This window comes from Pseudomonadota bacterium, assembly GCA_039193195.1.
In the GTDB taxonomy this organism is placed as follows: Bacteria; Pseudomonadota; Gammaproteobacteria; order Steroidobacterales; family JBCBZW01; genus JBCBZW01.
The window spans coordinates 89,193-107,538 of the sequence record JBCCWS010000012.1; the positions used below are offsets into that span (position 1 = coordinate 89,193).

14 protein-coding genes are annotated in these 18,346 nt (G+C 64.3%); 1 reads left to right on the forward strand and 13 read right to left on the reverse strand.

Going from position 1 to position 18,346, the window contains the following annotated elements:
• Position 1: 1 nt before the first annotated feature.
• The 5 genes from AAGA68_12310 to AAGA68_12330 all read right to left on the reverse strand — a co-directional run bounded on the left by AAGA68_12310 (position 2) and on the right by AAGA68_12330 (position 8,382).
• Complete coding sequence (locus AAGA68_12310) at positions 2–1,648, reverse strand: CTP synthase (GenBank protein MEM9385839.1); 1,647 nt, start codon at positions 1,646–1,648, stop codon at positions 2–4.
• Between the two features lie 108 nt (positions 1,649–1,756).
• On the reverse strand, positions 1,757–3,118 hold the full coding sequence (gene tilS, locus AAGA68_12315) for a tRNA lysidine(34) synthetase TilS (GenBank protein MEM9385840.1): 1,362 nt from the start codon (positions 3,116–3,118) through the stop codon (positions 1,757–1,759).
• A gap of 11 nt (positions 3,119–3,129) precedes the next feature.
• Positions 3,130–4,095 (reverse strand): acetyl-CoA carboxylase carboxyltransferase subunit alpha, encoded by a 966-nt coding sequence (locus AAGA68_12320; GenBank protein MEM9385841.1) that lies wholly within the window; start codon positions 4,093–4,095, stop codon positions 3,130–3,132.
• A gap of 160 nt (positions 4,096–4,255) precedes the next feature.
• Positions 4,256–7,777, reverse strand: a complete 3,522-nt coding sequence (gene dnaE / locus AAGA68_12325) for a DNA polymerase III subunit alpha (GenBank protein MEM9385842.1) — start codon at positions 7,775–7,777, stop codon at positions 4,256–4,258.
• Positions 7,774–8,382 carry a ribonuclease HII gene (locus tag AAGA68_12330; GenBank protein MEM9385843.1) on the reverse strand — a complete coding sequence of 203 codons (609 nt, stop codon included), beginning with the start codon at positions 8,380–8,382 and terminating at the stop codon, positions 7,774–7,776. The genes dnaE and AAGA68_12330 overlap by 4 nt, the downstream gene beginning before the upstream one ends.
• A gap of 216 nt (positions 8,383–8,598) precedes the next feature.
• On the opposite strand from AAGA68_12330, the gene ppk2 reads away from it, so the two are divergent.
• Positions 8,599–9,387 (forward strand): polyphosphate kinase 2, encoded by a 789-nt coding sequence (gene ppk2, locus AAGA68_12335; protein MEM9385844.1) that lies wholly within the window; start codon positions 8,599–8,601, stop codon positions 9,385–9,387.
• A gap of 11 nt (positions 9,388–9,398) precedes the next feature.
• Here ppk2 and lpxB read toward each other — a convergent pair whose 3' ends face one another.
• The 8 genes from lpxB to AAGA68_12375 form a co-directional block, all read right to left on the reverse strand.
• Complete coding sequence (gene lpxB, locus AAGA68_12340) at positions 9,399–10,589, reverse strand: lipid-A-disaccharide synthase (protein ID MEM9385845.1); 1,191 nt, start codon at positions 10,587–10,589, stop codon at positions 9,399–9,401.
• A gap of 26 nt (positions 10,590–10,615) precedes the next feature.
• On the reverse strand, positions 10,616–11,389 hold the full coding sequence (gene lpxA, locus AAGA68_12345) for an acyl-ACP--UDP-N-acetylglucosamine O-acyltransferase (GenBank protein ID MEM9385846.1): 774 nt from the start codon (positions 11,387–11,389) through the stop codon (positions 10,616–10,618).
• Positions 11,386–11,853, reverse strand: a complete 468-nt coding sequence (gene fabZ / locus AAGA68_12350) for a 3-hydroxyacyl-ACP dehydratase FabZ (GenBank protein MEM9385847.1) — start codon at positions 11,851–11,853, stop codon at positions 11,386–11,388. Before fabZ ends, lpxA begins: the two co-directional genes overlap by 4 nt.
• A gap of 19 nt (positions 11,854–11,872) precedes the next feature.
• Positions 11,873–12,913, reverse strand: a complete 1,041-nt coding sequence (gene lpxD / locus AAGA68_12355) for a UDP-3-O-(3-hydroxymyristoyl)glucosamine N-acyltransferase (GenBank protein ID MEM9385848.1) — start codon at positions 12,911–12,913, stop codon at positions 11,873–11,875.
• A gap of 16 nt (positions 12,914–12,929) precedes the next feature.
• Positions 12,930–13,445, reverse strand: coding sequence for an OmpH family outer membrane protein (locus AAGA68_12360; GenBank protein ID MEM9385849.1), 516 nt, complete (start codon positions 13,443–13,445; stop codon positions 12,930–12,932).
• Between the two features lie 51 nt (positions 13,446–13,496).
• Entirely contained in the window at positions 13,497–15,938 is a 2,442-nt protein-coding gene (gene bamA / locus AAGA68_12365) for an outer membrane protein assembly factor BamA (protein MEM9385850.1), read from the reverse strand.
• Positions 15,935–17,308, reverse strand: coding sequence for an RIP metalloprotease RseP (rseP, locus tag AAGA68_12370; protein ID MEM9385851.1), 1,374 nt, complete (start codon positions 17,306–17,308; stop codon positions 15,935–15,937). Before rseP ends, bamA begins: the two co-directional genes overlap by 4 nt.
• 154 nt (positions 17,309–17,462) lie before the next feature.
• On the reverse strand, positions 17,463–18,311 hold the full coding sequence (locus AAGA68_12375) for a phosphatidate cytidylyltransferase (protein MEM9385852.1): 849 nt from the start codon (positions 18,309–18,311) through the stop codon (positions 17,463–17,465).
• Positions 18,312–18,346 lie beyond the last annotated feature (35 nt).

Sequence of the window (18,346 nt, forward strand, 5' to 3'; positions counted from 1 at the left end):
CTCAGGCGCGAACCTCACGCGGCATCATGCCCTGCCGATAGGCGCGGGCGGCGCTGATGAAGCCAGAGAACAGGGGGTGGCCGTCGCGCGGGTTCGAGGTGAACTCCGGGTGGAATTGACAGGCCAAGAACCAGGGATGGTTCGGCACCTCGATGATCTCCACTAAATCATCGGCGGAGCGGCCGGAGAAGCGCAGACCCTGGGCCTCGAGCTGAGCCATGTAGTTGTTGTTGAACTCGTAACGATGGCGATGGCGTTCGGAGATCGTCAGGTCGCCGTACAGCTGATGCGCTAGCGTACCGGGCCGCAGACGGCACTCCTGAGCGCCGAGACGCATCGTGCCACCGAGGTCGCTGTCTGCATCGCGTTGCTCGAGCGCGCCGCTACGATCCTGCCACTCAGTGATCAGGGCGATGACCGGATCGGGCGTGGCCGGATCGAACTCAGAGCTGTGCGCCGCCGTCAGGCCCGCCATGGAGCGCGCATACTCGATTACCGCCACCTGCATGCCGAGACAAATGCCGAGGTACGGGATGCGCTTTTGTCGAGCATACCCCGCCGCCAGTATCTTGCCTTCGATACCGCGCTCGCCGAAACCACCAGGCACCAACACCGCGTCCATGCCGGCGAGCCTCCCGGGACCGTCCTCCTCCAGGCTCTGCGCTTCGATGTAGTGCACACGCACGCGCGTGTGCGTGTGCACGCCCGCGTGCATGAGCGCTTCGGTGAGGCTGATGTAGGAGTCGCGGAAATCCACGTACTTACCCACCATGGCCACCTCCACCTCGGCCTGCGGGTTAGCGCGCGCATCGACCACGCGCTGCCAGTCGTCGAGCTGGGCCTCGGGCACGTCCAGTGCGAAGTGCTCGGCGACGATGTCGTCCAAGCCCTGGCCCTTCAGGATGAAGGGAATCTTGTAGATGTCATCGGCATCGTGGCAGCAGATGACGGCACGCGACTCTACATTGGTAAACAGGGCGATCTTGCGCCGCTGCTCCTCGGGGATCATCTTCTCGGCGCGACACAGGAGGATGTCGGGCTGAATACCAATCGAGCGAAGCTCCTTCACCGAGTGCTGCGTCGGCTTTGTCTTGATCTCGCTCGATACACTGATGTAAGGCACTAGCGTCAGGTGCATGAACAGCGAGTTGCGCACACCCACTTCCACGCGGAACTGTCGAATCGCCTCGAGGAACGGCAGCGACTCGATATCGCCTACGGTGCCGCCGATCTCCACCATGCAGATGTCGGCGCCATCCGCGCCCTGTCGGATGCAGCGAATGATCTCATCGGTGATGTGCGGGATGACTTGCACCGTGGCGCCGAGGTAGTCGCCCCTGCGCTCCTTGCGGATCACGTTCTCGTAGATACGCCCGGTGGTGAAGTTGCTGGAGCGGCTTGTAGTGTGGCGCACGTAGCGCTCGTAGTGACCCAGGTCGAGGTCAGTCTCGGCACCATCGTGGGTGACGAACACCTCGCCATGTTGGAAGGGACTCATGGTGCCTGGATCGACGTTGATGTACGGATCCAACTTCATCATGCTGACGCGCAGGCCGCGCGCTTCCAGCAGAGCTCCCAAGGAAGCGGAGGCGATGCCTTTCCCCAACGAGGAAACGACGCCACCGGTCACGAAGACGTATTTAGTCATGAGAGGGAACCCCGTCTGTGCGGATGCAACAGGCGCATCAGCAAGCCGGGAGTAGAAACTACCAGATTTGCCCCCTAACGACAAAAGAAAGCGCCACTGAGGGCGCCCTCACCGCACGCTCGGGTGACCTTCCCAGCGAACTTCGAGCGCTGCTGCATCGGGTTTTGCAGCATAGTCGGCGGTCACTGCCAGATCGCCGATGACCACGATCGCATCTCCCTGATACAAAAGGGGGATGCGCCCGCGCATCCATGGCACCACGCCCCATTCCTGGAGCAGGTGCTTGAGGCGTCGGGTGCCCTCTCGCCCCGATAGGCGCACCCGTTCGCCACCTTGGCGGAAGCCCACGCGAATCGGCGCGGCGTACCAGCGATCGCGGTCGATGCGCAGGGTACCGACACCGGGCTCGACCAGGGTGATCGCCAGGCGCCCCAGGCCCCTGGGGAGCGCCAGCGGATCACTCGAGGGGCAGGCGGGCGGATCGAGGGTCACGCTCGGCGGCGACACGAGGTAGAGCTTATCTCGATAGCGACGCAACGCAACGTCGTCCCACTGCACACTAGGCAACGCGTCCGCGGCACAGCCAAGCAGATCCGAAAGCCCTTGCGCCAGGCGCCGCTCCGGCGGCGGCCGGTGGCCTCGTGCGCGACACCAACTGCGCAGCAGATTGCGTTGCCGATCCGGGCTCAAGGCTGTGAGGCGCGGCAACGGCAAGCGCTCTAGGGCGGCCAAGCTCGCGCCGGCATCTGCGTTGGCTAGCACATCTCCCAGCGCTGCAGCTACGCCACAGTGCGCCGCGCTGCGCACGGCACTGACGGCGATCCCTGGCCAGCGGGTATGCAGCAGCGGCAGCACCTCACGGCGCAGATAGCTGCGCGCGTGGCGTGGGTCGGCGTTCGAAGGATCATCGACGTACTCGATCTGATGGCGGCGCGCGTAGGCGTCCAATTGCTCGCCCGTCCAGTGCAACAGGGGACGCAGGTGCCAGCCCTCGCCTCGCCGTTGTACCAAGGGCATGGCTGCCAGGCCTTGTACGCCCGCCCCGCGCGCCAGGGCCAAGAGCATGGTTTCCAACTGATCCTCCGCATGGTGGGCTGTGAGCAAGCGTCCATTCGGCGCGAGATGGCGCAACAAGGCGGCGTAGCGTGCCTCCCGGGCCAGCGCCTCTTCGCCCAGATCCCCACCGTGGCGCGTCAAGTTCAGGCGCTCGACCTCCAGCGGGACGTCCAGCGCCATCGCCTGACGCGCACAGTGGGCCACCCAACGATCGGCCTGGGGATGAATGCCGTGGTGCACGTGAACGGCGCAGAGCTGAAAGCCCGGCAGAGATCCCCTTGCGCAAAGGGAATGGATGGCGTGCAGCAGCACGCTGGAGTCGCGACCGCCGCTATAGGCAAGTAACAACTGCCCCGGCGGGATGTCGGGCGGTTGGGCGAGCGCCTCGCGGGACAGAGCGCTCGCCGACGGCATCGCCTCGCCGGTCAGGCGGCCCCGTCCTTGAACATGCCAAAGTTGGCGAGGCGCTGGTAGCGAGCGGCGACCAGGTCGTCGGCGGGGATGCCGCTCAGCTGATCGAGGAGCCTATCGAGGGTGCTTCCCAGAGACTCGGCCATCGCCTGTGGGTTGCGGTGGGCGCCGCCAAGGGGCTCGTCCAGCACTTCATCGATGAGGCCAAGGTCGTACAAGCGCTCGCCCGTAATCCCCATCGCCTCAGCCGCGTCCTCTGCCTTCTCCGCGCTGCGCCAAAGGATGGAGGCGCAGCCCTCGGGGGAAATCACCGAGTAGATCGAGTGCTTCAGCATCAGCACCCGATCGCCGACGCCGATGGCGAGGGCGCCACCAGATCCGCCTTCGCCGATCACCACGCAAACGATGGGCACGCGCAGGCGCGCCATGACTGCCAGGTTGCGGGCGATCGCCTCGCTTTGACCGCGCTCCTCGGCGCCGATCCCCGGATACGCCCCTGGGGTGTCGATTAAGGTGATGATCGGCAGCCCAAAGCGCTCAGCCATCTGCATCAGGCGTAGGGCCTTACGATAACCTTCGGGTCGCGCCATTCCGAAGTTTCGGCGAACTTTCTCGCGCGTATCGCGCCCCTTCTGATGCCCGAGGATGAGAACGGGACGGCCCTCCAGGCGGCCGATTCCGGCGATCAGCGCCGGATCGTCGCGGAAGGCGCGGTCGCCGTGCAGCTCCTGGAAGTCGGAGAACATCATGTTCACGTAGTCCAGCGTGTAGGGGCGCAGGGGATGACGGGCCAGGCGGGCGATCTGCCAAGCGCTCAGGCTGGAGAAGATCTGCTCCGTGAGCGCGCGGCTCTTCTCTTCAAGCTTCGCCACTTCCTCATTGATGTTGATCTCCGAGTCGCCCGTGACATGGCGCAGCTCGTCGATCTTGGCCTCGAGTTCGGCGATCGGCCGCTCGAAGTCGAGAAAATCCGTATCCATGTTCGCGGTCAAAATTCGCAACCCCGATATGTCGTGGAGACCGGCGCGGTTGGTGAGTGCGGCTCGAGGGGCACATTCTGCGTCGCCGATACTGATCGAAGCCCGCAACCTTAGCGGTCGTGGGCTAGGTCCACAAGCAACTCGCGGGAGAGTGCATCGCCTACGCGTCCAGCTGTTGGGCGTACACAAGCCTCACTCGACGGCCCCCGGTGAGCGAGTGCAGGCGATCCAACAGTTGGCGCGTGGGGCGTACGCGCCAGTCATCGCCGAGCGACAGGCGGGCACCCGCTTGGGTACTACGGTAGAGCACGTTCACCTGGCAACAGCCGGGCGCGGTGAAGGGGCTCAGGGCCTCACGCAGCTCGCTGGCGAAGCGCTGTGCGTCCTCACCCCGATCCACGTCCGAGGGTGCTTGCCAAAAGATGTCCATGCGCCGAGCACACTTCTCCCACAGCTGATCGAGGTCCATGATCTCGCGCGCATCACCGCGCCAAGCGTCGCTGTAGTCGTCGTAGCGGAGCACGCAATCCACGACCAAGATTGTGTCCTTGACGATGGCGTTGCGCGCGCGCTGGTACAGATCGTCGTTGACCACGATCTCCATGCGCCCACTGCGATCATCGAGCATGAGCATCAGGCGCTGGCCACGTTTGCGGATGTCTACCAGCAGCCCCGCCACCCGCACGTTGCGCCGCCCAGCAGAGTAGCTGCGTTCACGTTGCGCTTGCGTCGGCTCCTCAGCCTGCAGCTCGCCGAGGCGACCGCTGGTGACCTCCGCAATCTCCGCCTCGTACTGGGCGAAGGGATGACCGCTCAGATAGAGCCCCAAGGCGTCACGCTCGTACTTCAGGCGCAGGCTCTCCGGCCACTCGGGACGAGGAGCGGCGCGCGGCGCGCTGGCTGCATCCGTCGCCGCCGACGGCGCCTCACTCGCGACCAAACCAAACAGATCATCCTGCCCTGCCTCGCTGGCCCGGGCTCGCTGCTCGGCGGCACGCAGGGCGTCGCCAAGCTGCGCATCGAGGGTGGCTCGATTGGCCCCGATACTGTCCATGGCACCGGAGCGGATCAGCCCCTCCAGCACTCGGCGGTTGATCCGCTGCAGATCGATGCGATCGCACACATCGTGAAGGCTCGTGAAGGGGCCGCCCCGTTCGCGTTCTTCGATCACCGCCTCCACGGCGCCGCGCCCCACGCCCTTGATGGCGCCAAGACCGTAGCGAATACCCTCCTCTTCCGTGGTGAAGTAGTAGTCGGAGGCGTTTACGTCCGGCATCTTGACCTCGAGCTTCATTTCACGGCAGGCATCGACGAGGTGCATCAGCTTGTCCGTGTGCTCGAGATCGGCCGACAATACGGCCGCCATGAACGCCGCTGGGTAGTGCGCCTTCAGCCAGGCCGTATGATAGGAGAGCAGCGCATAGGCGGCAGAGTGTGACTTGTTGAACCCATAGCCAGCAAACTTCTCCATCAGGTCGAAGATGTGTGTTGCCACGCCCTCGTCGACGCCACGCGCAAGGGCACCCTCCATGAAGATGTCTCGCTGCTTCGCCATCTCCTCGGGCTTCTTCTTACCCATGGCGCGACGCAGAAGATCCGCGCCGCCGAGAGAGTAGCCGGCCAACACCTGGGCGATCTGCATCACCTGTTCCTGGTACAGGATCACCCCGTAGGTTGGCTCCAGGATCGACTCGAGCTCCGGGTGCGGGTAAGCGATCGCCGCCAAGCCGTGCTTGCGAGCGATGAAGTCATCCACCATGCCCGACTGCAGGGGGCCAGGACGGAACAAGGCGACGAGGGCTACGATGTCCTCGAAGCGATCCGGCTGCAGGCGCTTGATCAGGTCGCGCATACCGCGGGATTCGAGCTGGAACACGGCCACCGTGTCGCACGCCTTGAGCAAGTCAAAAGCGGCAACGTCATCCATGGCAACGGCGCGCAGATCGAGCGGCGCCTGACCCGCGCCCGCACGGGCCACGTCGATGGTCTTGACGGCGCGGTCGATGATCGTGAGCGTGCGTAGGCCCAAGAAATCGAACTTGACCAGGCCGATTGCTTCGACGTCGTCCTTGTCGAGCTGCGTGACCTTATTGCCGCCTCCCTCCTCGCATACCAGCGGCGTGAAGTCCGTCAGCTCACCGGGCGCTATGACCACCCCGCCGGCATGCTTGCCGGCGTTGCGCGCCAGCCCTTCGAGGGATTGCGCCAAGTCGATCACCGCGCTGACCTCTTCATCGCTGTGGTACTGGCGCTTGAGCTCCTCGTCCTGCTCCAAAGCCTTGTCCAAGGTCATACCGATTTCCATTGGGATGAGCTTGGCGATGCGGTCGACGAAACCGTAGGGATGCCCCAGCACGCGACCCACGTCACGCACCACGGCGCGCGCGGCCATGCTGCCATAGGTGATGATCTGGGAGACGCGATCACGGCCGTAGCGGTCGGCAACGTAGTCGATCACCCGGTCTCGACCTTCCATGCAGAAGTCGATATCGAAGTCGGGCATGGAGACGCGCTCAGGGTTCAGAAAGCGCTCGAACAGGAGGTCGTACTCGAGGGGATCTAGATCGGTGATGCCCAAGGCGTAGGCCACCAGAGAGCCCGCGCCTGAGCCACGGCCAGGGCCCACTGGCACGTCGTTATCGCGCGCCCAGCGCACGAAGTCCGCCACGATGAGGAAGTAACCGGCGAAGCCCATGCCCTGGATGACGTCGAGCTCGCGGGCCAGGCGCTTATCGTAGACCTCCTCGGTGTGCTCCGTCGGGTGCTCGAGAAGCTTGGGCGCCAGGCGGCGAGCCGACTCTTCGGCGAGGAAGCGGTTCTCGTCGTAGCCATCGGGCAGTTCGAAGTCCGGCAGCACGCTCTTGCCGAGCGTCAGCTCCAGATTGCAACGCAGGGCGATCTCCACGCTGTTCTCAAGCGCCTCGGGGAGATCGTCAAATAGCTGGGCCATCTCCTCGACAGAGCGCAGGTACTGCTCCTGCGTATGCCGGCGCGGGCGCCGCGCGTCGGCGAGCGTGTAGCCATCGTGGATACACACGCGCGCCTCGTGGGAGTCGTACTCGTCAGGTTGGAGGAAGCACACGCCGTTGGTAGCCACCACCGGCACGGAGAATTCGGCACTCAGCAGAACGGCGTCAGCGAGGTACTCATCTTCGCCCGGGCGGCCGATCCGCTCGAGCTCGACGTAGAACCGATCCTCGAAGACCCCTAGCCAGTGCTGGAGGCGTTCGCGGGCCAGGGGCGCGCGATTTTGCACTAGTGCTTGGCCGAGGTCGCCGTCCATAGCGCCGGAGAGCGCGATCAGCCCGCCGGTCGCCTCAGCGCTCAGCCACTCGCGTTCCACCCGCGGACGCCCATCGCGCAGTCCGTCCAGGTATGCGCGAGTCAATATATTTGATAGGTTACGGTATCCTGTGGCGTCTTGGCACAGAACGGTGAAGCGGTAGTCCGCCTGGCGCTCTTCATGGGCAGCGATGGTCAAGTCGGCGCCGATGATCGGCTTGATTCCAGCCTTCTCTGCGGCGCGATAGAACTTGACCATGGCGAACACGTTGCTGTGGTCAGTGATCGCCACCGCCCCCATGGCGTTATCCGCCACCTGTCGCACGAGGCCTGGGATCCGCACCACGCTGTCGATCAGCGAATACTCTGAATGCACGCGCAGGTGTACGAAGGCGCTCATGCCGCGCCCTCGCGCAACTCCTTGAGGGCCGCATGCACAGGCGCGAAGCTGCGACGATGCAGCACGCATGGCCCGGCCTCCCGCAGCGCCTCCAGGTGCGCTCGCGTGGGGTAGCCCTTGTGTTTCTCAAACCCGTAAGCGGGAAAGCAGGCGTGCGCCTGCACCATGTGCTCATCGCGCCACACCTTCGCCAAGATGGACGCTGCGCTGATCGACGCCACGCTCGCGTCGCCACCGATCACCGCCTCAGCGCGCCCGACGCCCTGCGGTAACTTGGGCAGTTCACGTCCGTCAACCAAGGCGCGATCTGCGGGCCCATCGCTTACCACGCCGGCGAGCGCTCGGGTCATCGCCAGAAGGCTGGCCCGCAGGATGTTAAGGCGATCAATTTCCTCAACCGCGGCGCTCGCGATACACCAGGCAGTCGCCTGCTCGCGCAGCTCGGCGGCGAGGCGCTCGCGCTGCCGCGCCGTGAGCTTCTTCGAGTCCCGCAGGCCATCGGGAATCCGGCGTGGGTGCAGGACCACTGCAGCGGCGACCACCGGCCCCGCCAGGGGCCCGCGCCCCACCTCATCGACGCCGATGGGCCAACGCCGCGCGCGCACGCCACGGCGCCCGCCTCCGTGAACGGTCGCGCCCGGCAAGGGCAGCTTCTGCGATACCGCGTCCCCTACTCGCCCTGTGCTCCTACTGCCCCCGACGGCCAATATGCCTCCCATCGCCCGTTCGCTGTCTTGTGCCCGCCCATCTAAGAGCGTGTCTGGCGCTGGCAGGCGCGTCAACCTTGATCTCGCTGTGCCACTCGTGCCTGATTGGGCGCCATGAGTTCACCGTACAAGCAGGCGCTGCGAGCGCTGCAGATACAGCTAGTGCGCATGCAGCGGCGGATCATCGACGAAGGTCTGCGAGTGCTGGTGCTGTTCGAGGGACGTGACACCTCCGGTAAGGACGGCGTCATCAAACGCGTTACACAGCACTTGAGCCCGCGCGATCTGCGCGTGGTTGCCCTGGGCAAGCCCTCTGACCGCGATACGGCCAGCTGGTACTTTCAACGCTACGCTCACCACCTGCCAGCCGACGGGGAGCTCGTGCTGTTCAATCGCAGCTGGTACAACCGCGCCGGCGTCGAGCGCGTAATGGGCTTCTGCAGCGATGAGCAGCACGAGCGCTTCCTGCGCCAGGTGCTCCCCTTCGAGCGCATGTTGGTCGACTCGGGGACGATCCTGCTTAAGTACTTCTTGGACATCTCCCGCGACGAGCAGGCCGAACGCCTGGCGGCGCGTCGGGAAGATCCTCTGAAGCAATGGAAGATCAGTCCCATCGACGCCGTGGCCCTCGAGCATTGGGACGAGTACTCGGCTGCCCGCGATGAGATGTTGACCCGCACCCACACCCGGGAGATCCCCTGGTGGGTGGTGCGCACGAACGAAAAGCGCGAGGCACGCCTCAACGTGATCCGGCACCTGCTTAGCGAAGTCTGTCCCGACCTCACGCCACAGGCAGACGCCCCGGAAGGTAAGTTAGACGAGGACGTGCTGTTCGCCTTCGGCCCCGACCGCCTGCCCGGTAAGAGCGCCGCACAGCGGAACACCACCACCTTGGCGCACTGATGGACGTGCCCCTACGAGCTCGCCCGCGCTCGCGCTTCGAGGAGATCCTGCAGCGCCTGCGCTGCGCGCTCGCTGGCGCCGCGACGCAAAAGTCGGTGCAGCCGCTGGTAGGTACTCGTGAGCCGGGCCTGCGCCGAGCCAGGCGCATCGAGTTGCTCGAGCACCGCGCTGCCGAGGGCAGGGCCGCTCACCTCCTCTTGAATGATCTCTGGCACCAGATCCTCCCCCGCCAACAGGTTGGGCAGGGAAAAGCGTTCCGTGGTCATCAACTTCAATCGCCTGGCCACCCAAGCGCTCACGGGAGAGACCCGGTAGCACACGACCATCGGCCGCTTGATGAGCAGCGCCTCCAGCGTTGCGGTACCGGAGGCGAGGAGCACGACGTCAGCAGCTGCCATGACCTCGCTGGAACGACCATCGAACAGCGTGAGTGGGAGCGGTGGTCCAGCCTGCGCCGCCAACAAGGTCTCGAAGGTGCCGCGCACCGCCGGGCTCGCCATCGCACTGATGAAGCGCGCTGACGGCCGACGCGCTAGCAGCCAACGCATGGCCTGGCCCAGGGGCTCCGCGAGGCGGCGCACCTCGCCCTGGCGACTGCCCGGCAGTATCGCTACCACAGGAGAGTCTTCCTTCACCGCAAGGCCCAACCCGGCTCGCGCGCGCGTCTGATCGTTGTGCATCGGGACGTGATCGGCCAACGGATGACCGGTGAAGGTGGCCCCGACGTCGTGCTGCGCGTAGAACTCCGCCTCGAAAGGCAGCAGGCAGAGCACGTGATCGACGCTTTCGCCGATCCGCCTTACCCGACCGCTGCGCCAGGCCCAAAACTGCGGACTCACGTACTGCACAGTGCGCAGACCGCGCGCGCGCGTACGCAGGCGCCGCGCCAGCCCTAGGGTGAAGTCCGGCGAGTCGATGCCCACGTACAGGTCCGGAGCGGCGGCGGAGATCTCGCGCACGAGGCGCGCCCGCAGGCGCAGCAACCGCGGAAGGTGACCTAATACTTCCGCAAGACCCATGACAGCAATCTCATCGCTGTCCGCCAGCAGCTCGCAGCCTAGGGCACGCATGCGCGGGCCTGCCATGCCGAAACAGTGGACCTCAGGATATCGCTCGCGAAGCGCCTCGATCAGCCCGGCACCGAGCGCATCACCGGAAGCCTCACCGGCGACCAGAGCGATACGGGGCGCACGCTTTGACATAGGCGCCGTCCCCGGGGGCCGCGACGCTAGCGGATGATGCTGCGCTGAGTGTCGCGCAGGAAATCGACCAACGGTTGCAGCTCCGGCTGTTTGCCGACGAGCACCTCCAGCTGGGCCAGCGCCTGCTCGAAACGCAGATCGCTGCGGTAAAGCACCTTGAACGCGTTGCGGATGTTGCGCACCTGCTCGGCGGTGAACCCGCGGCGCTTCAGCCCCTCGCTGTTCACCCCACGAGGCTCGGCCAGGTGCCCCGCCGCCATGACGTACGGCGGCACATCGCGCGATAGACCACAATCCATCGCGGTGAAGGCATGGCGACCGATTCGGCAAAACTGATGGACTTTGGTGAAACCACCGAGCACCGCGTAATCGTCGATCGTGACATGGCCCGCGAGCGTCGTGTTGTTGGCCATGATCGTGTGGTCACCGACCCGGCAATCGTGAGCCACGTGCACGTACGCCATGATCCAATTGCCCTCACCGATACGGGTGAGGCCACCGCCACCGCGCGTGCCGCGGTTGATGGTGCAATACTCGCGGATCGTGTTGTTCGCGCCGATCTGCAGGCGACTTTGCTCGTCGTCGTCGAACTTCTTGTCCTGCGGATCGCCGCCGATTGCAGCGAAGGGGTAGATGCGGGTGCGTGGACCGATGGTAGTAGGTCCATCGATCACCACGTGGGCGCCGATCCGGCAACCCTCCGCGATCTCCACGCCAGCGCCGATTACCGCGAACGGATCGACCTGCACCGAGTCATGTAGGCGAGCCTGCGGTGAAATCACCGCGCGCTCGTCTCTCAACTGCCAATCTCCACCCGTGCAGCCATGATCTCCGCCTTCGCCGCGACGTCCCCGTCGACCTCCGCCACCGCATCGAAGCGCCAGATGTTCTTCACCGTGCGCAGCGAACGCACCTTCAGGGTGAGCGTATCGCCGGGTTCTACGGGGCGCTTGAAGCGGGCTTTGTCGATGCCGCAGATGTAGTAGAGCACCGTCTCATCCGGCACTCCGAGGGTCTGGAAAGCGAGCAGCCCCGTCGCCTGGGCGAGGGCCTCGATGATGAGCACGCCCGGCATGACCGGCCGATGGGGGAAGTGCCCGGTAAAAAACGGCTCGTTGATGGTGACCTGTTTGATCGCCACCAGGTGGCTATCCGCCACGCACTCGAGCACCCGGTCGACGAGAAGAAACGGGTAGCGATGTGGCAGCTGGCTCATCACCTTGTGGATGTCCATCACCGGCTTTTGCTCTCCTGCTGCCATCATCTCCCCTTGTTCCGCCGATCTATCGTTTGCGAGTGGCCACCTGTTTTTCCAGGCGCTTCACGCGGCCCGCCAACTCATCGAGCTGCTTGTAGCGCGCCACGCCGCGCGCCCAACGCTTGTTCTCTTGTACGGGAATGCCGCTGGAGTAAACACCGGGACCGTCGAGGGACTTGGTCACCATGGTCATGCCGGTCACTACCACGTCATCGCCGATCTCGATATGGCCGTTGAAACACGCTGCGCCGCCAATCATACAGCGTTGGCCTATGCTCGTGCTGCCGGAGATCCCGACGCATGCGGCAATCACCGTGTGTTCGCCGACAGTGACGTTGTGCGCTACCTGGATGAGGTTATCCAAGCGCACGCCGTTGCCAATCACAGTGTCCCCGATCGCCCCACGATCGATAGTGGTGGAGGCGCCGATCTCGACATCGTTTCCTATCCGCACCCCGCCCACTTGGGGCACACCGATCCAGCCCCCAGCCGTGCGAGCCATGCCGAACCCGTCTGCGCCGATGACCACTGCTGGGTGCAGCACCACGCGATCACCCAGCGTGACCTCATGGCAGAGGGTCACGTTTGCTGCCAAGCGGCAGTCAGCCCCGAGACGAGATTTCGTGCCGATGACACAGCCAGCGCCGACAACGGTGTTTCGCCCTATGCGGACCTCATCCTCGATGACTGCATTCGGGCCGATGGCGACGCCTCTCGCGAGCTCTACGCGCGCGCCGAGCACAGCGGAGGGATGGATCCCCGCTTCTGGACGCACTCGAGGGTAGAGCCAGTCGGCGATGCGTGCGTATGTCAGGTAGGGGTCGTCGCTGATCAGCGCATCGACCGGACAGGAGTCCAGATGGCGGCGCTGGAGCACCACAGCCCCAGCGCGGGTAGTGGCGAGCGCCCGTGTGTAGCGCGGGTTGGCAAGAAAGCTCAGAGCGTCTTCGCCGGCGTCGCTGAGGGTGGCGACGCGGGCAATCGTGCGGGTTGGGTCTCCCCGCAGCGACGCACCGGCACGCACGGCCAGGTCACCCAGGCGCAGCGCCAGAGGCCCCTCACGCACACCGGCGCCCTCGCGATCAGCGGGCGTTCTTCTCCAGAGCCTTCAGAACGTCGTCGGTGATATTCGCCTTGTCGCTCACGTAGAGCACACCTTCACCCACCAACAGGTCGTAGCGCTTGCTCTTAGCGTAGTCCTGTACCGCCGTCAGTAGCTCGCGCTGCAGCTTGCTCAGCGCTTCGTTGCGAGCGATGTTGAAGTCTTCCTGCAGCTCGCGCTCCTTGCGCTTGTAGTCGAGCTCGCGACGCTTGATATCGGCTTCCTTGCGCTCGCGCTCGCTGGCGCCCATCACCGGGCTGTCGCGACGGAAATTCTCCACCTCACGCTGCAGCGCCTGACCCTCGTTCTGTACTTCCTTCAAGCGGGGTGCGAACTGCTGGTTCAGCTGCTCCTGCACGGACTGGGACTGCGGAGCGGCGTCCACCAGGCGGGCGAAATCTACCACCCCCACTTTCAGGTCGGCGGCGGTAGCAGCGGTCGTAGCGCAGAGCATCAGCGCCACGCTCAGGAACATGGTTTTGGTCGCTTGTCGCATGGGGTGTACCTCTATTTTCCTTTTCGTTAGGTAAATGGGTGCGGGAAGCAATTAGAACGTTTGACCCACGGAGAACTGAAAACGCTCGACCTCGTCGAGAGGGCCCGCGTTGAGCGGCACGGCGAGACTGAATCGGAAGGTGCCGAGGGGCGCCAGCCATTCGACGCCGATACCGACCGAACTCCGTAGCTCATTCAGATCGAACCCAAAGTCCGCCCGGGTGGCGCTTGGCGTGCTGCAGGACGTACCCACTAGATTGCCATTGTCAGCTCGGGCCGTACAGAAATCAGTGTCGCCTTCGTAGAAGATGTTGCCGATATCGTAAAACAGGGCAAATCGCGTACTGTCGCCGAAGTTCTCTGGCGTCGGGATCAGCAGCTCTAGGTTGCCCACCACCTTGACATTACCGCCGTAGGGGTTGTTGAACGAGTCGCGCGGCCCTAGGAATCCGTTTCGATAGCCGCGCACAGACCCGGGTCCACCGGCGAAGAAGTTCTTGAACGGCGGCAGGTCGGTAGTGTCATTGAGCGGTTCCCCGTAGCCGAGCTCCGCGTTCGCTCGAATACCCCAACGACCAGGCAGATTGATGTACTTGAGGTAGTCGTAGCGGGCGGTAACGTACTCCACGTCGCTAACCTCGGGCGCCGTTACACCGAGGGTCAGACGCTGGCGACTGCCGCGCGTTGCGAAGATGACCCGGTTGCGGGTGTCGCGCCCCCAACCAAGGAAGGCCTCGATGGTGCGGAAGGTAGTACCGAAAAATCCGTCGGCCACTTCAAAGGTGTCGCCGTTGTTGAGCACGAAGGCACGGGCCTGCTCGGCGCTGAACTGGCCGGTGACGAGATCGGCGCTCTGATACGCCAATCCGTAGCGGAAGAATCCGAACTCGGAGATTGGCACACCGAATTCAAAGCTGGCATTGATCGTCTCGGTCGAGAAGTCCGAAGCACCGATGATGAACTGCGTGGAATCGCGATAACCCAAGCCTAGCGTTAGCTGGACGCCGTCCTTGGTCCAATAGGGGTTGGTATGGGAGACCTGCGCTGAGGTCACGAACTGGCCCAAGTTGAGGTCGGCAGCGAGACGAGTGCCGCGGCCGAGGAAGTTGGTGTGGGTGAAGTTGCCGTTTAGAAGAATGCCCTGCGTGCCCGAGAAACCGATACCGCCACCGAACTGCCCCGGCAGGCCTTCCTCGATTTCCATCTCCACGTCTACCAGGTCGTCTGACCCCGGCACCGGCACGGTCTCCGTCGACACGTTGGTGACGAACGGCAGGCGACGAACGCGTTGCTCAGAGCGCTCTAGCTGCACGTTGGATAGGTAGCCCCCTTCCAACTGACGCATCTCGCGGCGAAAAACATCATCGTCCACTGTCGTCGTGCCGTTGAAGTTCACACGACGCACGTACACCCGCTTGCCAGGTTCAACGAAGAAACTGATGGCGACTTCGCGAGTCTCCGGGTTTATGTCGGGAATCGGGTTGATGTTGGCGAACGCATAGCCCTCTTGGCCCAAGCGAAAGCCCATCAACTCAGTGCTTTGCGTGACCTGCTTGCGCGAGAAGGTCTCGCCTGGCTTCGACAGGACAAGGCTCAGGAGGTCTTCTTCCGGCACCACTAAATCGCCGGTCATGCGCACTTCGGAGATCGTGTAGCGTTCACCTTCCTCTATGTTCACCGTGATGAACATGTCCTGCTTGTCGGGGGAGATCGCCACCTGAGTGGACTCGATTTCGAAGGAAGCAAAGCCGCGGTCCATGTAGAAGGAGCGCAGGCTTTCGAGGTCGCCCTGTAGGGCCTCGCGCGCGTAGCGATCGCGTTTGTTCAAGAACGAGAGCAGTGTGGGCGTGCTCAGCTGGAACTCATCCAGCAGCTCCGTGTCCTTGAAGTTGTCGTTTCCAACGATATTGATCTGTCGAATGCGTGCGCGCACGCCCTCTTCGACGAACACCTGAATGCTTACTCGGTTGTCCGGCAGGTCGGTTACGGAGGTATCGACTGTGACCCCGTACTTGCCACGCTCGAAGTACTGTTGAGTGAGAAACTGGGTCACGCTGTCGAGAACGGAGCGATCGAAGGAACGGCCAGGGGAGAGGCCGACCTCGCGCAGGGACCCGAGGAGATCCTCAGTTTTGATGTCCTCGTTGCCGCTGATGTCGAAGGAGGCGATCGACGGCCGCTCGCGTACCACCACCACTAGCGTGTTGCCGTCGCGGCGGAACTCAATCCCATCGAAGAACCCCTGCGCGTAGAGCGCCCGAAAGGCCTCGCGCAGACGGACGGGGTTTAGTTGATCTCCGATGTTGATCGGCAGGTAGTTGTACACGGTGCCTTCAGAGATGCGACGCAAGCCCTCGACGCGCAAGTCCTGCACGGTGAAGTTGGCATTCGCTGCGACCTGAGCATAGGCAGGTACGAAAAAGCACGCGAGCCAGCCGATCGCGAGGCAACCGAACAGCGCCCTCGCCTTCCTTGGCGCGAGCCAATGCATCATCCGATAAGCCTCGACAGGTCGTTGTACAGGGCGAGGGTCATGAGAGCGAGCACGGCGAAGATCCCCACCTGCTGCCCGAGGAGCTGGACGCGATCAGACAGCGGACTGCCACGAACTCCCTCGATTGCCGTGAAGACGATTTGACCGCCGTCCAGCATGGGAACGGGCATCAGGTTGATCAGGCCCAAGCTGACGCTGACCAGCGCCAAGAAGCGGACGAAGTCGACGAACCCGCTGCGAAAGGTATCACCGGCGTAGACCGCGATATTGATCGGGCCGGAAAGGTTCTCCACGGAGACCTGTCCGAACAGCATGCGCCGAAACAGATCGAGGGTCAGACTGGTCATCTCCCAGGTCTTGGCCGCTGCGTTGCGGGCCGCGACTACGGGCCCAAAGCGCTGCTGCGACCACAGCTGATCGATCGTCTCCGACGAAAGTGGCGATGCCGCGACGCCGGCGTAACCTACGCGCTCTTCGCCATCCATCTGCTCGCCCAAGGTGATGGCCAGGACGGCTTCACTGCCGTCGGCCCGCACCACCGTGAGCGAGGTGCTGCGACCGGGGAACGGCCGCACCTGATCGACGAAATCGCTCCAAACGTCCACCGGTGCATCGCCGACCGCGAGGATCCGATCACCAGGCAGCACGCCAGCGCTCGCCGCGGGCCCATCGCTCGGCACCTCGCCGATGATCGGCGGAACATCGGGAATCCACACGTTGAGCCCGAGTCCGGGCAGTAGCTCACCAGGCCGCGTGAGCTCGCGCAATGACGCAGTTGGCCGGAGCACCACCGAATCGCGCGCTCCGGAAGCGTATCGCTCGACCGTCAGGGGAACCTCGCCGTTATCGAGGACGGTGCGATAGATGGCGAGCAGCGTTCCCTCCCAGGTCTGCACATCGTTGCCGTCCACGGCGAGGATCAGATCCTGCACTTGGAGGCCGGCCTCGGCCGCCGGCGTACCCGCGTCGGTGGCACCGACGAAGGGCCGCAGGCCGGGCATGCCCACCAGAAAGATCAGCCAGAACGCTGCGATGGCGAACAGGAAATTCGCCGCCGGCCCGGCAAAGAGCACTGCGATGCGGTAGGAAGGCGGCCGCCGGTTGTAGGACCGGTGCACCTCATGCTCGGCGACCGGGCCCTCTCGCTCATCGAGCATCTTCACGTAGCCGCCGAGCGGAAGGCTGCCCAGCACGTACTCCGTTCTATCGGCGCCGGCAACACGGCGAAACAAAGGCTTACCGAAGCCAACGGAGAACCGCAGCACCTTGAAACCCAGGCGCCGTGCCATCCAGTAATGACCGTACTCGTGCACGGCGACCAGCAGGCCAACCGCGAACAAGAACGCAAAGACGTAGGTGAGTATCGTCATCGTGTTACTCGAGACCGTTTCTTACTCGCAGATGCGACCGCGCTGCCCGTCGCGCAAACGCGACAGTATAAGGCGTCCTCAGGCGCGACCGGGCCCTGGTCGCCTGATTCAGACCCGCCGCCCCTGGTGTTGGTTCCAGTGCGCACCACCGTCCTCACGCTGCACCACCCGCCAGCGCAAGCCATAGCGCCCAGGCGGGAGCGGTGGCACAGAAGCTGTCGATGCGGTCCAACACGCCGCCGTGGCCCGGCAGCAAGGTACCGCTGTCCTTAACACCCGCACGCCGCTTGAACAGGCTGACCGTCAGATCCCCGAGCACGGAAACAAGCGCAATGACGACCGCCGCGAGGAGGACCGCCGGCGGTGTATAGACGGGCAACAGCAGCAGGGTCGCGGCGACTGCAAGGGTCCAGACGACGCCGCCCAAAAGGCCCTCCAGCGTCTTGCCTGGACTCACCCGCGGCAGGAGCCGGTGTCGACCGAAGATGCGGCCGATCGTGTAGGCCCCAATGTCCGCCGCCACCGTGAGGCCGATGATCGTCAACATGGCCCAGCCGCCGGACGATTGCGCGTGTACCGCGCCGAGGCCCAACCACGCCGGCACCAAGCAAAGCGCCCCCGCTAACGCGACCGCCCAGCGCTGCCAGCGGGTGCGCTGCTCCGGCGCCCGCGCTGCCTCATCGATGCCATCAACCCCAGCCCTCAACACGATGACCAAGGCGAGGGACCACCACACTGCTGCGATCCACCAAATGACGATCCCCACGCCGGGATCCCGCGCCGTGGCGAACCAGGCAAGGCTCATGGCGAGCGCAATTATCGCCACATAAAGCGCCCGATGAATCTGGCCAACCCGCCGGTCGATCAGCGCCGCCCACTCCCAGGCGCCCGCGAGCACCAGCAACCCGATTACCGCGACCGCGGACCAGCGCGGCCCGAGTAGGATGCTCGCGCCCACGGCCGTAGCGAGCGCGATGCCGGTGAGTGCGCGCTTGATCAGCACCGCCTAATCACTCGGCAATGGCGATGCGAGCGCAC

What these genes read in the sequence shown, in the direction of transcription:
- lpxB (MEM9385845.1), bottom strand. Translation starts at nt 10,589, where the DNA reads ATGTCAAAGCGTGCGCCCCGTATCGCTCTGGTCGCCGGTGAGGCTTCC.
- AAGA68_12320 (MEM9385841.1), bottom strand. Translation starts at nt 4,095, where the DNA reads ATGGATACGGATTTTCTCGACTTCGAGCGGCCGATCGCCGAACTCGAG.
- fabZ (MEM9385847.1), bottom strand. Translation starts at nt 11,853, where the DNA reads ATGATGGCAGCAGGAGAGCAAAAGCCGGTGATGGACATCCACAAGGTG.
- AAGA68_12360 (MEM9385849.1), bottom strand. Translation starts at nt 13,445, where the DNA reads ATGCGACAAGCGACCAAAACCATGTTCCTGAGCGTGGCGCTGATGCTC.
- dnaE (MEM9385842.1), bottom strand. Translation starts at nt 7,777, where the DNA reads ATGAGCGCCTTCGTACACCTGCGCGTGCATTCAGAGTATTCGCTGATC.
- AAGA68_12310 (MEM9385839.1), bottom strand. Translation starts at nt 1,648, where the DNA reads ATGACTAAATACGTCTTCGTGACCGGTGGCGTCGTTTCCTCGTTGGGG.
- tilS (MEM9385840.1), bottom strand. Translation starts at nt 3,118, where the DNA reads ATGCCGTCGGCGAGCGCTCTGTCCCGCGAGGCGCTCGCCCAACCGCCC.
- ppk2 (MEM9385844.1), top strand. Translation starts at nt 8,599, where the DNA reads ATGAGTTCACCGTACAAGCAGGCGCTGCGAGCGCTGCAGATACAGCTA.
- rseP (MEM9385851.1), bottom strand. Translation starts at nt 17,308, where the DNA reads ATGACGATACTCACCTACGTCTTTGCGTTCTTGTTCGCGGTTGGCCTG.
- bamA (MEM9385850.1), bottom strand. Translation starts at nt 15,938, where the DNA reads ATGATGCATTGGCTCGCGCCAAGGAAGGCGAGGGCGCTGTTCGGTTGC.